This window comes from Billgrantia endophytica (assembly GCF_002879615.1).
GTDB lineage: Bacteria > Pseudomonadota > Gammaproteobacteria > Pseudomonadales > Halomonadaceae > Halomonas > Halomonas endophytica.
Genome location: NZ_PNRF01000037.1, coordinates 23,686 through 37,543 on the forward strand (window position 1 = coordinate 23,686; position 13,858 = coordinate 37,543).

Genomic DNA, 13,858 nt, shown 5'->3' on the forward strand with positions numbered 1-13,858 from the left:
GGGAAGCGGCCGACAATGGTCAATCGCGTATTGTCGAGAGTATGGCGTCACTGGAGCAGGGTTCAAGATTTCCCCTTCTTCGCCTTGAGCAGCGCCGCACCCAGCGCACCCAACTGTCCGCCGGGCTGGCCCTGACTGGCTGCGGCACTCTTGCGCGGTGGTTTTTCCTGGCCGCGGTGGCGCTCGACACTTCCGCCACGCCTCGGCTTGCCGCCCCTCTCGTCGCCCGAATCACCAGGCTGGTCGTCGAGGCGCATGGTGAGCCCGATGCGCGCGCGCTCCAGGTCCACGCTCATGACCTTGACCTTGACGATGTCGCCGGCCTTGACCACCGAGCGCGGGTCATCGACGAACTTGTCGGACAGGGCCGAAATGTGGACCAGGCCGTCCTGATGGACGCCAATGTCGACGAAGGCGCCGAAGTGGGTGACGTTGGTGACGCTGCCCTCCAGGATCATGCCCGGCTCCAGGTCCTTGAGGGTTTCCACGCCTTCACGGAACTCGGCGGCCTTGAACTCGGGCCTCGGGTCGCGACCCGGCTTGTCGAGTTCCTTGAGGATATCGCTGATGGTCGGTACCCCGAAGCGCTCGTCGGCGAATTCGGCCGGCTTCACTGCCTTCAGGGTGGCGCTGTCGCCGATCAGGCTGGCCAGCGGGCGACCGCTGCGGCTGGCGATGCGCTCCACCAGCGGGTAGGCCTCCGGATGGACCGCGCTGGCATCGAGCGGGTTGTCGCCATTCATGATGCGCAGGAAGCCCGCGCACTGCTCGAATGTCTTGGCCCCCAGACGGCTGACGTCCAGCAGTTGCCTGCGGCTGACGAAGGCGCCCTCTGCATTGCGCTTGGCGACGATGTTCTCGGCCAGTGCCGCATTGAGGCCCGCGACGCGGGACAGCAAGGCGCTGGATGCCGTGTTGAGATCCACCCCCACGGCGTTCACGCAGTCCTCGATCACGGCTTCCAGGCTGCGTGAAAGCTGCAGCTGGGAAACATCGTGCTGGTACTGGCCCACGCCAATGGACTTGGGCTCGATCTTGACCAGCTCGGCCAGCGGGTCTTGCAGGCGACGGGCGATGGAAACAGCACCGCGAATGGTGACGTCCAGGTCGGGAAATTCCCGCGAGGCGTATTCCGACGCCGAGTAGACCGAGGCCCCGGCCTCGCTGACCATCACCTTGGCCAACGGCCGTTTGCCCGACCCCTTTCGCGCGGAACACAGCGTCAGCAGATCACCGGCCAGCCGGTCGGTCTCGCGGCTGGCGGTGCCGTTGCCCACGGCGATCAATGCCACGTCGTGCTTGTCCACCAGCCGGGCCAGCTCCGCCAATGCGGCATCCCAGGCATTGCGGGGCGCATGGGGATAGAGGGTGGCATGTTCGAGGAACTGGCCGGTGGCGTCCACCACCGCCACCTTGCACCCGGTGCGCAGGCCAGGGTCGATGGCCAGGGTCGCCTTCTGACCAGCCGGAGCGGCCAGCAGCAGGTCCTTGAGATTGGCGGCGAAGACCTCGATGGCTTCCAGCTCGGCGCGTTCACGCAGCCTGCCCATGAGCTCGGTCTCGAGATGGGTATAGAGCTTCACCCGCCAGGTCCAGCGCACCACGTCGGCCAGCCAGCGGTCGGCGGCCCGGCCTGCGTCATGGATGTTGAAATGCCGGGCGATGGCGACCTGTGCGGGATGGATCGGCGCCTCGTCCTCGCCGGGCAGGCGAATGGCCAGGCTCAGTACGCCTTCGTTGCGGCCGCGGAACATGGCCAGCGCCCGATGCGAGGGCACCTTGGCCAGCTTTTCGTCATGTTCGAAATAGTCGGAAAACTTGGCGCCTTCGCGCTCCTTGCCTTCCAGCAGCCGCGCACCGAGCTCGCCCTCGCTCCACAGCCGCTCGCGCAGCGCCCCCACCAGCTCGGGGTCTTCGGCAAAGCGCTCCATGAGGATCTGGCGGGCGCCATCCAGCGCTGCCTTGGTGTCCTCTATGGCGGGAATATCCCCTTCCGCCGGCCGCAGGTACTGGGCGGCTTCGGTTTCGGGGTCGAGCGTGGGGTCGGCAAACAGGGCATCGGCGAGCGGCTCCAGGCCGGCTTCCCGTGCGATCTGGGCCTTGGTGCGACGCTTCTTGCGATAGGGGAGGTAAAGGTCCTCCAGGCGCTGCTTGGTATCGGCGGCCTGAATCTGGGCCGCCAGGGCATCGGACAGCTTGCCCTGTTCGTCGATGGCGGCAAGAATGGTGCCTCGCCGCTCCTCGAGTTCACGCAGGTAGCGCAGACGCTCGTCGAGGTGGCGCAGTTGGGTATCGTCGAGGCCACCGGTGACCTCCTTGCGATAGCGGGAAATGAAGGGCACGGTGGCCCCACCATCGAGCAACTCCACCGTCGCCGTCACCTGTTGCGGGCGAACGGAAAGCTCCTCGGCGAGACGTGAAATGATCCGGGTCGTGGCGTCCATGACATCCTTGATGTTGCAACAGCAAAAGATCACGCCAAGGTACCATAAACGCCACGTTGTCGCCGCAGCATCAGCGCCGCCAGCCGATGTCGTCCCAGTAGTGACGGCGGCTTTCCCGGTTGGCCTCGTCGCGAGTCAGGCCGATGTCCCTCAGTAATTCATCGCTGAGCTCATGCAACTGGTTGCGCTCACGGCGAAGCTGGGCAAGACGATCCATACGCCGGGCCCAGCGCCACAGCTCCAGTATGAAGCGCAAACGCCCTCGAGGGCTGGACTCACGCTGAGGCGAAGCCTCTTCACGGACTATCGTTGCCTTCATGTTCATGCTCGTCTTCCTCCTTCCGCTGATGCGATGGAGAAAGTCTCGACGAGGCACTAGAATCAATCCAACGAATAGTAGTTATGCCCATCATCACCTCAGCTGATGGATTGACTCGACAGCCACATGAAACCGCTCGTTGGAAACGACCATGCTCCACACCATCGACCATGAACTGCTGCGCACCTTCGTCGCCATCGTCGACCACGGCGGCTTCACCCGCGCGGCCCAGGCGGTCAACCGCACCCAATCCGCCGTCAGCATGCAGATCAAGCGGCTCGAGGAAGACGTCATCCAGCGTCCGCTGTTCGAACGCCAGGGGCGCCAGATGCATCTGACCAGCGAAGGCACCACCCTGCTAGGCTACGCCCGCCGCATCCTCGCGCTGCAGGGCGAGGCGCTCAACATGCTGCGCGAGCCGGATATGGTCGGACGGGTGCGAATTGGCGTGCCCGACGATTTCGTCATGCGCTTTCTGCCGGGCATTCTGAAATCGTTCTCGCAGACCTGGCCGCTGGTGGATGTCGAGGTGCAGTGCGCCCCTTCCTCGGAGCTGCTCGGGCGCCAACAGGGCAGCCTGGATCTGAGCATCGTGACCCGCGAAGTGGGCCAGGAGATCGGTACCATCCTGCGCCGTGAGGAGACGGTCTGGGTGGTGGCGGAGAGCCACCCGGTGCATCGCCAGTCGCCGCTGCCCCTGGCGCTGTTCGAGGAGCCCTGCTTCTGCCGAAGGCACGCCTGCAACGCTCTCACCCGCGCCGGGCGTCAGTATCGCATCGCCTACTCCAGCCCCAGCCTGGCCACGCTGCAGGCGGTGGTGGGCGCCGGCCTAGCCGTCTCCGCGCTGATGAAGAGCCTGGTCACGCCCGGCATGAGGACCCTCGACGAGAGTGACGGCCTGCCCCCGCTGCCGGACGGCTCCATCGTGCTGCTGCGCTCACCCGAGGCCACCTCACCCGCGGTGGATGGCCTGGCGCAGCATATCGTCGAGGGGTTCCGTGCTTGAGGCCCGGTGCTGTTCAAGGCCTGACCCACCACTTGCCAAGGAAAGTCATGGACGACAGCTCAAGCACAACCCCGGCCCCCGACGCTATTCGCAACCTGGTCATGGTCTGCATCGGCCTGACCAGTGTCTTCGTGGCCCAGACCATGCTGCTACTGGCGGTGCCGTTGCGCGCGCTGGAGCTTGGCGCCAGCCCGTCGCTGGTGGGGCTGATTCTATCGGCGCCCTATCTGCTGCCGCTGGTGTTCGCCATCCCGCTGGGCGGTATCGTCACACGTGTGGGTCCGCAGAAGGTCTTCTTTATTGGCGCCGTGGGCATGATGCTGGGCCCTTGGCTAAGCGTGGCCCTGCCCACCTTCTCCGGCCTGCTGGCCACCCAGGTCGTCATCGGCCTGGCCCATGTGGTGATGGTCATCGCCGCGCAATCGGTCGTCGCGGGACTCGGCCGAGGCCGGGCCCTGGAGCGCTATTTCGGCTGGTACACGATGTGTCTCTCGGGCGGCCAGTTGGTCGGCCCGCTGCTGGCCGGCCGCCTGATCGACACCCTCGGCATGGGCTGGGTATTCGCCGCGATCGGTGCGATACCGGCGATCAGTCTGATCAGTTCCTGCTACTTCGTCGGCAACGCCCGCCGCGGCCACGCCACCCCGCGTTCGCTGCTCGGCTACCGTGCCCAGGCCTCGCTGCTGCGCGACAATATCGGCGTACAGATGTCGATCGCCGTTACCGTGGCGGTGCTGTTCGCCCTCGGCGCTCATGCCGCCTTTCTCCCGGTGTACCTGGAGGAATTGACCTTCTCGGCCACCTTGATCGGGGTACTGGTGAGCCTTCGGGCCCTGTCGGCGATGCTGATCCGCCCGATCATGCCCCAGGTGATCCAGGCCATGGGCGGACGCTCGAAGACGATGATCGCCTCGGTGGCGGCGGTGGCGATGGGGCTGATGTGGACAGGCATGACCGGCAGTGCGGTGGCGCTTGCGGTACTGGCGATGCTGGTCGGTCTCGGCTCGGGGATCTCGCAGCCGCTGTCGATGGTCATCCTCGCCGAGCACGTCAAACCCGAGCAACGCTCGAGCGCGCTGGGCATGCGCCTGATGGGCAATCGCGGCGCCCAGGTCCTGGCACCGCTGATCCTCGGGGTGATCGCGGAACTGGTCGGCTTCACCCTGACCTTCCTGCTCGCCGGGGCTGCCCTGCTCGCCGTGATGCTGCTGGTCATTCGACTCGCGCCGGCCTTCGATCAGGCCGAGCGCGACAACACCGATTGACAGGCAATATCCCCACGGCACCGGCCGCACCCAGCAGACCCGGGAAGTGACGTCGTCTCACGACTGCCCTCCACTGATGCCATCGCTCCCGGCATGCGAGGAGTGAATGCACGACAAAACGGGGAAGGGCTTGTGCCCTTCCCCGTTCAGACCGCGATGAAGCGGGCGGGTTCGCGTCAGGCCAGGCCGGGGCCCGCCTTGACGATGGCTTCGCTGACGCCCTCGAACTTCTTGAAGTTGTCGACGAACTTGGCGGCCAGCTCATGCAGCTGGCGATCGTAGGCGCTCTTGTCTTCCCACGTCTCACGAGGGTCGAGCAGGCGGGAGTCGACGCCGGGAACCGATGTGGGAACATCGAGGTTCAGGCCATCGATACGCCGGGTTTCGATGTCGCGCAGGACACCGGTCTGGATCGCGCTGATGATGGCGCGGGTGGTCGGGATCGAGAAGCGCGAACCACCCTCGCCATAGGCGCCACCGGTCCAGCCGGTATTCACCAGGTAGACCTGGGCGTCCTTGGCATCGACACGCTTGATCAATAGATCGGCATACTCACGGGCCGGGCGCGGGAAGAACGGCGCGCCGAAGCAGGTGGAGAAGGTCGCCTCGAGACCGGCGGAGGAGCCCATCTCGGTGGAGCCCACCTTGGCGGTATAGCCGGAGAGGAAGTGATATGCCGCGGCTTCCTTGGACAGCACCGAAACCGGGGGCAGCACACCGGACATGTCGCAGGTCAGGAAAATGATGGCACTGGGCTCGCCGGCACGGTTTTCCGGTACGCGCTTGTCCACATGCTCCAGCGGATAGGCGGCACGGGAGTTCTGGGTCAGGCTGTCGTCGGTGTAGTCGGGCTCGCGACGGTCGTCCAGAACCACGTTCTCCAGTACGGTACCGAACTTGATGGCGTGCCAGATGACCGGCTCGTTCTTCTCGGAAAGGTCGATGCACTTGGCATAGCAGCCGCCTTCGATATTGAAGACGGTGCCCGGACCCCAGCCATGTTCGTCATCGCCGATGAGGTAGCGCGCCGGGTCGGCGGACAGGGTGGTCTTGCCGGTGCCGGAGAGACCGAAGAACAACGTGGTCTCGCCATCCTCGCCCACGTTGGCCGAGCAGTGCATGGGCAGCACGTCGGAGGCCGGCAGCAGGAAGTTCTGCACCGAGAACATGGCCTTCTTCATTTCACCTGCGTAACGCATGCCGGCGATCAGCACCCTCTTCCGGGCGAAATCGAGGATCACGGTGCCGTCGGAATTGGTGCCGTCACGGTTCGGATCACACTCGAAGTGCGGGGCGTTGAGGATGGTCCACTCTTCCTTGGCGGACGGGTTGTAGGCTTCCGGACGCACGAACATGGTACGGCCGAACAGGTTGTGCCAGGCGGTCTCGGTGGTGACGCGAACCGGCAGGTAGTGGGTCGGATCGCTGCCGACATGGAGCTCCGAGACAAACCGCTCGCCGCTGTTCAGGTAATCCTCGACACGGGCCCATAGCGCATCGAACTTATCGGCATCGAAGGGACGGTTGACGCTGCCCCAGTCGATCTGGCTGCTGGTAGAGGGCTCGTCGACGATGAAGCGATCCTTGGGGGAACGGCCGGTGCGAAGGCCAGTGTTCACCACCAGCGCCCCATTGGCGGCCAGGCGGCCTTCACCGCGTGCCACGGCACGCTCGATGAGTGCGGCGCTGCTGAGATTGACGTGTGCTTGAGGAGCGGCTTGGGATGTGGTCATGTCGATTCCTGGGCCTTGCGGCCGGTTCTCTCTCGTGGGCCAGGCGTCCGTAACGCCATCTGCTGGTGGGGTGTCCGATCGTCCGTGCGGATGGTTGCCGTCTTGTATCGAGACGATCGCCCTGGAGGCGGGCGCCATTATGGCAAAAAGGAAGCCGACAGGAAACGCTGGCGTTAGCCGAAGTTCATGTAGTTTTACTACTACATCGACGCTACATCGCAGCAGGTTGACTCACATCATGTTTGTGCGATGCAACATCGATGCCGCTTTCGTCCTGTCGTCCCCCGGGGGCACGAAACGGGTCGATACCATGCGTGTCAGTGCAGCGTATGGGGTCCCCCATCCGGAGTCGTCAGCAGCGCTTCCATCTCGGCCCCGCCGAAGCGGTAATGGGTATGGCAGAAGTGGCATTGGGTCTCGATGACGCCCTGCTCGGCCAGGACCTCGCGCAGTTCCTGCTCTCCCAGGCTCAGCAATGCCGCGCCGATGCGTTCCCGGGAACAGGTACAGCCGAAGCGCAGCGGCTTGGGCGCGAAGACACGAACCGTCTCCTCGTGGTAGAGCCGGCGCAGCACTTCCTGCTGGTCGAGTCCCAGCAGTTCGTCGCTGCGCAACGTACGGGCCAGGTGGATACTGCGATCCCATGCGTCGTCATCCTGGTTCATCGACTCGTCCGGCAGACGCTGCAGCAACAGCCCGCCGGCTCTCGCTCCGTCTGCCGTCAGCCGCAGATGCGTGGGTAGCTGTTCGGACTGGGCGAAATAGGCCTCCAGGCACCCGGCCAGGCTGTCATGCTCCAGCGCCACGATGCCCTGGTAGCGGTTGCCCTCTTTCGGGTCCAGCGTAATGACGATATGGCCGTCGCCAACCAGATCACGAAAGCCTTGCCCGTCGTCAGGCAGGTCCGAGCCGTCGGCCAGCCGTGCGATGGCCCGTAGCTCACCACCGGGGTTGGATTCGGCCATCAGCAACGACAGCGCCCCCTGCCCGCGAACCTCGATGCCAAGGATACCGTCGAGCTTGACGGTGTCGGTGAGCAACGCCACCGCCGCCAACAGCTCACCCAGCAGGCGATTGATGGCCGGCGGGTAGCCGTGACGGTCGAGGACATCGACATAGGCATGCTCGAGCGTGACGATCTCGCCACGCACATTGGTATTGTCGAAGAGAAAACGCTGGATCTGATCGGTCATGGGGATCTCTGTCTAGTCATCCTGCTGGCGCTGGAAGCGCTGTATGTCCCGGCGCTGCTTCTTGTCGGGCCGACGCTGGGGGTGCTGCATGGCCTGGTTGGTCAGGCGCCTGGCTTCGGCCTCACGGGCGCGACGCGCTTCACTTTCGGGCGTCTCACGGTAAAGTTCACGGGCCTCGGGCGCCCCCCGGCGCTGGGCGGAAAGCGCCATCACTTCCACTTCCCAGTGGTCCCAGCCCTGGGGCACGCGTACCAGCGCTCCCACTTCGACACTCTTGCTGGTCTTGGCCCGGTCGCCGTTGTAGTGGACCTTGCCCCCTTCGATGGCCTTCTTGGCCAGGGCGCGGGTCTTGAAGAAGCGGGCGGCCCAGAGCCATTTGTCGAGTCGTACGTTATCCATGCCACCTCCCGTGCCGAATTCATCTGCTTCTTTCAGGTTGACCACCCTTGCGCGCCGCTACCGCCGTCGGGTCGTCACCCGACATTTCCCGCCTTGCCTCCGCCGGCAGGGTCTCCGGCAGAATGGCGGCGAAGCGATCCAGGGCGATGAACTCCTTCAGCTCCTTTTCCGGCCGGGTGCTGTCCGGCTGCTTGATACCGAGCAGGTGACGAATGCCATACTCCCGTGCGCTTTCCAGTACGTCCAGGTTGTCATCGATGAACAGGGTGCGGGAGGGATCGAACGGCTCGACTTCCTGCATGGCGAACCAGAACGCCTGAGCTTCCTTGGGCACGCCCAGGTCGGCCGACGACACGATGGCATCCAGGTAGCTTTCGAGGCCGGTGATCGGCAGCTTGAGCTCCAGGCTCTCGCGATCGGCATTGGTGGCCAGCACGACCCGGGGGTGCGCCTGCTTCAGCCACTTGAGGAAGTCCAGCGCATCGCTTCTCAAGCCGATGAGATGCTGGATCTCGCGCTTCAGCGCGACGACGTCAACCCCCAGCTCGCGGCTCCAGTAGGCCAGGCTGTACCAGTTGAGAGTGCCCTTTTCACGAATGATACGCGCCCGCAGGGCTTCCTGGGTCGCTTTATCCAGCCGGTGCAGCTCCACATAGCGCCGTGGCAGGTGCTCCAGCCAGAAATGACTGTCGAAGTGAAGGTCCAGCAGGGTGCCGTCCATGTCCAGCAGAACGGTATCGATGGCGCACCAGTCGATCATTGCGGCTCCGGATGGCGTCGATAGTGGTGGAAGGCGTGATATTGTACCCAATGGACACCCGCGGCGCATTCCTGGCAAGGCACAGGCGGCGTATCCGGCTCGTCTATTCGCAACGGAGACACCATGTCCGATACCTTCTATCTTCAGAAACCCCAGGTACTGTCACGCCAGTCGGTTGCCAGAAGCCGCCTCTTTCACATCGAGTCACTGGATCTTCGCTTCGCCAACGGAGCCGAGCGCACCTTCGAGCGGCTGACCGGCAGCGACCAGGGGGCGGTAATGATCATCGCCATGCCCGACCCGGAACACGTGCTGCTGATCCGTGAGTATGCGGCCGGTTTCGAGGATTATGTGCTGACATTACCGAAGGGGCTGGTCGACCCCGGCGAAGACATGATTACCGCCGCCAATCGTGAGCTGATGGAAGAGTGCGGCTTCGGTGCCAGCCGCATCGAGCCTCTGGTGGAACTGTCACTGGCCCCCAACTACATGCGTCACCGCATGCAGGTGCTGCTGGCCACGGAGCTCTATCCCAGGCGCCTGCCCGGCGACGAGCCAGAACCGCTGGTGGTGGAGACTCACGCCCTTGAAGAGCTGCCGGCCCTGTTATTGCGTGAGGACTTCCATGAAGCACGAGCCATCGCGGCGCTGTTCATCGCCCGCGATACCTTGCGCCAACGCCGCGAAGACGACGCGCCCCTGAGCTGGTAGCGGGGCCCTGTACGTGCCCCGCTCAGCCGCTGCGCCCATGCAGGGTCCGCGAGTTGACGTTGGTATCCTTGAGCCGTATCCAGCGGTCCTGCCGATAGCTGTCCAGCCCCGCCTCCAGCAGCGTCATCACCTCCAGCGCCTCCTCGACGGTAACCGGTGGCGGAACCTGTCCCGAGAGGGCTTCCACGATGCCCGCATAGTAGGCCGGGTAGTCGCCAGGTACCGAAGGATGCTCCCGTCCGACCAGCTCGACCGCGCTCCCCTCCCCCTCGTTCCGGGTGAGGCGGCCGGGACGCTCGTCGACTCCCCAGCCCGGTGTGGGAACGTGTCCGGCGCGCAGCCAGTTTTCCTGGGGGTCACGACCATGCTTCACGAAACTTCCCCCCGTGGCATGGAGTGTCAGCTGGGGGGAAGGCTCGGCCACCAGTGAGCTGGCCTGGAGCGTCACCCTCATTCCCTCATAGTCGAGCAGGGCCAGAAAGACATCGTCGACTTCGGCGCCGTCCCGCTCGGCGGCCAGGTCGAGCAGGATGGCTCGCGGCATCCCGAACAAGGTGCGAACCTGATCGAGCAGGTGGGTGCCCAGGTCATACCAGATGCCGCTACCGGGCTTTTGCTGTTCACGCCAACGATCGGCGACCTTCGGCCGATAGCGGTCGAAGCGAAGCTCCAGCGACACCGGACGCCCCAGGCTACCCGACTCGAGCAGCGCCTGGAGCGTGAGGAAGTCGGTGTCCCAGCGACGGTTGTGAAAGACGCTGACCATCCGCTCGTGCTTTTCGGCTTCGGCCTTGAGCAGCCGAGCTTCCGGTACCGATACGGTGAAGGGCTTGTCGATCACCACATGCTTGCCGGCGGCCAGCACCGCCTTGCCCAACGGGAAGTGGGTCTCGTTGGGGGTCGCCAGCACGACCAGATCGATGTCGGGACGAGCGAGCAGCGCCGCCACCTTGGGTAGAACCTCCACACCCGGCAGCGTCTCACTCACCTTTTCCGGCGAGCTGCTGACGACAGCCAGGAGTTCCAGCCCCGGAGTGGCCTGTATCAACGGGGCGTGAAAGATACGCCCAGCGGTGCCGAACCCGATCAGGCCAACGCCATAGGTCTGCTTCATCATGGAAGAATACTCGCTACCGGCATTGGCGAACCGGCCTCGGGGGCCGGTCCGCCAGGAGGATGTCAGTCAAGCTTGGATAGATCGCGCACCGCACCCTTGTCGGCCGACGTCGCCAGCAGTGCATAGGCCTTCAAGGCCGCAGAGACTTTGCGAGTACGCTGAATGGTCGGTTTCCAGGCATCCTTGCCACGCGCTTCTTCCACTTCGCGCCGCGCCGCCAGCTCGGAGTCGGACAGCGTGACGTCGATCGAGCGGTTGGGGATGTCGATGCGGATGATGTCGCCGGAGCGCACCAGGCCGATGGCGCCACCCGCGGCGGCTTCCGGTGAGGCGTGTCCGATGGAAAGCCCCGAGGTACCACCCGAGAAGCGGCCGTCGGTCAGCAGGGCGCAGGCCTTGCCCAGCCCCTTGGACTTCAGGTACGAGGTCGGGTAGAGCATCTCCTGCATGCCGGGGCCGCCCTTGGGACCCTCGTAGCGGATCACCACGACCTCGCCCTCCTTCACCTTGCCCTCGAGGACATGCTCCACCGCCTGGTCCTGGGACTCGACCACGTGGGCGGGACCTTCGAACACGAGAATGGAATCGTCGACGCCGGCGGTCTTCACCACACAACCGTCGACGGCAATGTTGCCGAACAGCACGGCCAGGCCGCCTTCACGGGAGAAGGCATGCGCCAGGTCGCGGATGCAGCCGGTGGCGCGATCGCCGTCGAGGCTCGGCCAGCGGGCGCTCTGGGAGAAGGCGGTCTGGGTGGGAACGCCGCCGGGTCCGGCCTTGTAGAACTCCACCACCTCGGGGGTCGGCGAGCGCATGATGTCCCACTCGTCCAGGGCGTCCTTGAGGGTGTCACCGTAGACGGTGGGCACGCGAGTATCCAGGACGCCGGCGCGGTCGAGTTCGCCGAGGATCGCCATGATACCGCCCGCCCGGTGGCAGTCCTCGATGTGGTACTGCTGGGTGTTGGGCGCCAGCTTGCACAGCTGGGGCACTTCCCGGGACAGCCGGTCGATGTCGGCCATGGTGAAGTCGATCTCACCCTCCTGGGCGGCGGCCAGCAGGTGCAGGATGGTATTGGTGGAACCGCCCATGGCGATGTCCAGGGTCATGGCGTTCCTGAAGGCCGCCTCGGAACCGATGGCCCGCGGCAGCAGGTGCGCTTCGTCGCCCTCGTAGTAGCGCTTGGCCAGCTCGACGATGCGGTGGCCCGCCTCCTCGAACAGGCGACGCCGGTCACTGTGGGTCGCCAGCACCGTGCCGTTGCCCGGCAGCGCCAGGCCCAGCGCTTCCATCAGGCAGTTCATGGAGTTGGCGGTGAACATGCCGGAGCAGCTGCCGCAGGTGGGGCAGGCGCTGCGCTCTATCTCGGCAATGTCCTCGTCACTGTAGCTGTCGTCGGCGGCGTAGATCATCGCATCGATCAGGTCGATACCGTGGTCGAGCAGCTTGGTCTTGCCCGCCTCCATGGGGCCGCCGGAGACGAAGATCACCGGGATGTTCAGCCGCATGGCGGCCATCAGCATTCCGGGGGTGATCTTGTCGCAGTTGGAAATGCACACCAGCGCATCGGCGCAGTGGGCATTGACCATGTACTCGACGCTGTCGGCGATGATGTCGCGGCTCGGCAGCGAGTAGAGCATGCCGTCGTGACCCATGGCGATGCCATCGTCCACGGCAATGGTATTGAACTCCTTCGCCACGCCACCCGCCTTCTCGATCTCCCGAGCCACCAGTTGGCCCATGTCCTTCAGATGCACATGCCCCGGCACGAACTGGGTGAAGGAGTTGGCCACGGCGATGATGGGCTTGTGGAAGTCCTCGTCCTTCATGCCGGTGGCACGCCAAAGGGCGCGGGCGCCGGCCATGTTGCGACCGGCGGTGGTGGTACGGGAGCGATAGTCGGGCATGGTGTCCTCTTTGTGCGCTAGATACGCTATGTCGTTCTCGCCGTCTCGGTCGCCATGGCGGCGATGACGGTCTTGGTGTCCAGGATCAGCAGATTCTGTCATGCACTGGGCGTGGCGGCTAGAGTAACAGCGGGCTGCCGTCGGGGAGCATCTGGGTGCCGTAAAGCACCCAGACGTCCAGCGCCGGCCCCAACTCCTCGATAAGGCGCAGCTTGTCTGGGTGCCGTTCCAGGGCATGTCTGGCACAGATGCCTGCCTCGAAACGCCCCGCCACCAGCCCCTCGGCCACCGCCACGGTGGTGGGCGCGTCGATCTCCTCTTCGAAGACCGTGAGGTCGGTGTAGTAGCGGGTGGCCGGCTGGCGTGCCACCTGGCGAGGCTCGGCGATATCGCGCCGTGCCAGCAGCGCCAGTGGATGGCTGCCGGCGACGAAGGCGTTCACCGGAAAGGCGCGATGCATGTGGCGGCCGACGCAGTCGGCGTGGCTGAAGTGAGCCGTGCACTGGAGTACCCTGTCCACCTCCCCTGCCACCAGTGCGGCGAAAGCCGCCGGGAAATCATCGAACAGCCTAACCTCGGCATCGGCGGGACCGCGCGCATCGAGATAGCGGCTCAGTACCAGGACATGGTTGTTTCCCTCGGGCCCCAGCGTGGCAAAGATCATCTCTCTTCTCCTCAGTACTCTTCGATAACCACTGGCCTTGCAGCTCCCCGCCGCCAAGGCGCCTACCGGCGCCAGTCGCGATGCAAAGCAGCGCTCCAACAGCTGTTTTTTCCTGCCATGGCAGGCAATTACCATCTTGTAAGAGGAAGCTTCAGCTCACGACTGGAGGCCGAAGGACTCCTGGCGGTGTCGCCAGCGCTGGCGATAACCACCGGCCTTGCCACCTCCGCCAAGGCGCCTATCGGCGCCAGTCGCGATGGGAACCAGCGCTCCAACAGCTGGCTTTTCCTGCCATGGCAGGCAATTGCCATCTTGTAGGAGGAAGCTTCAGCTCACGACC

The 13,858-nt window shown here is 64.8% G+C and carries 12 protein-coding genes; 3 read left to right on the top strand and 9 right to left on the bottom strand.

What is annotated here, in order from left to right; genetic code table 11:
- Positions 1-62: 62 nt before the first annotated feature.
- Both C1H69_RS17535 and C1H69_RS17540 read right to left on the bottom strand, forming a co-directional pair.
- Positions 63-2,444 carry a Tex family protein gene (locus C1H69_RS17535; protein ID WP_102654674.1) on the bottom strand — a complete coding sequence of 794 codons (2,382 nt, stop codon included), beginning with the start codon at positions 2,442-2,444 and terminating at the stop codon, positions 63-65.
- 70 nt (positions 2,445-2,514) lie between these two features.
- On the bottom strand, positions 2,515-2,769 hold the full coding sequence (locus tag C1H69_RS17540; protein WP_240609990.1) for a DUF1127 domain-containing protein: 255 nt from the start codon (positions 2,767-2,769) through the stop codon (positions 2,515-2,517).
- A 145-nt stretch (positions 2,770-2,914) separates the two neighbouring features.
- Here C1H69_RS17540 and C1H69_RS17545 point away from each other — a divergent pair, with 145 nt between their 5' ends.
- Complete coding sequence (locus tag C1H69_RS17545) at positions 2,915-3,769, top strand: LysR substrate-binding domain-containing protein (protein ID WP_102654675.1); 855 nt, start codon at positions 2,915-2,917, stop codon at positions 3,767-3,769.
- Between the two features lie 47 nt (positions 3,770-3,816).
- Complete coding sequence (locus tag C1H69_RS17550) at positions 3,817-5,034, top strand: MFS transporter (RefSeq protein ID WP_102654676.1); 1,218 nt, start codon at positions 3,817-3,819, stop codon at positions 5,032-5,034.
- Between the two features lie 176 nt (positions 5,035-5,210).
- On the opposite strand, the gene C1H69_RS17555 is transcribed toward C1H69_RS17550, so the two are convergent.
- The 4 genes from C1H69_RS17555 to yrfG form a co-directional block, all read right to left on the bottom strand.
- Positions 5,211-6,767 carry a phosphoenolpyruvate carboxykinase gene (locus C1H69_RS17555; protein ID WP_102654677.1) on the bottom strand — a complete coding sequence of 519 codons (1,557 nt, stop codon included), beginning with the start codon at positions 6,765-6,767 and terminating at the stop codon, positions 5,211-5,213.
- Between the two features lie 317 nt (positions 6,768-7,084).
- Positions 7,085-7,960 (bottom strand): Hsp33 family molecular chaperone HslO, encoded by an 876-nt coding sequence (gene hslO, locus C1H69_RS17560; RefSeq protein ID WP_102654678.1) that lies wholly within the window; start codon positions 7,958-7,960, stop codon positions 7,085-7,087.
- A 12-nt stretch (positions 7,961-7,972) separates the two neighbouring features.
- Positions 7,973-8,359: a ribosome-associated heat shock protein Hsp15 gene (hslR, locus tag C1H69_RS17565; RefSeq protein ID WP_102654679.1), complete on the bottom strand. Its 387-nt coding sequence runs from the start codon at positions 8,357-8,359 to the stop codon at positions 7,973-7,975.
- A gap of 19 nt (positions 8,360-8,378) precedes the next feature.
- Complete coding sequence (gene yrfG / locus C1H69_RS17570; RefSeq protein ID WP_102654680.1) at positions 8,379-9,119, bottom strand: GMP/IMP nucleotidase; 741 nt, start codon at positions 9,117-9,119, stop codon at positions 8,379-8,381.
- Between the two features lie 123 nt (positions 9,120-9,242).
- On the opposite strand from yrfG, the gene nudE reads away from it, so the two are divergent.
- Positions 9,243-9,830: an ADP compounds hydrolase NudE gene (gene nudE, locus C1H69_RS17575; RefSeq protein WP_102654681.1), complete on the top strand. Its 588-nt coding sequence runs from the start codon at positions 9,243-9,245 to the stop codon at positions 9,828-9,830.
- A 22-nt stretch (positions 9,831-9,852) separates the two neighbouring features.
- On the opposite strand, the gene C1H69_RS17580 is transcribed toward nudE, so the two are convergent.
- The 3 genes from C1H69_RS17580 to C1H69_RS17590 all read right to left on the bottom strand — a co-directional run bounded on the left by C1H69_RS17580 (position 9,853) and on the right by C1H69_RS17590 (position 13,518).
- On the bottom strand, positions 9,853-10,944 hold the full coding sequence (locus C1H69_RS17580) for an oxidoreductase (RefSeq protein ID WP_165789532.1): 1,092 nt from the start codon (positions 10,942-10,944) through the stop codon (positions 9,853-9,855).
- 65 nt (positions 10,945-11,009) lie between these two features.
- Positions 11,010-12,854, bottom strand: coding sequence for a dihydroxy-acid dehydratase (gene ilvD / locus C1H69_RS17585; protein ID WP_102654683.1), 1,845 nt, complete (start codon positions 12,852-12,854; stop codon positions 11,010-11,012).
- 118 nt (positions 12,855-12,972) lie between these two features.
- A complete protein-coding gene (locus C1H69_RS17590; protein ID WP_102654684.1) occupies positions 12,973-13,518 on the bottom strand; it encodes a hypothetical protein in 546 nt (181 codons plus the stop codon).
- Positions 13,519-13,858 lie beyond the last annotated feature (340 nt).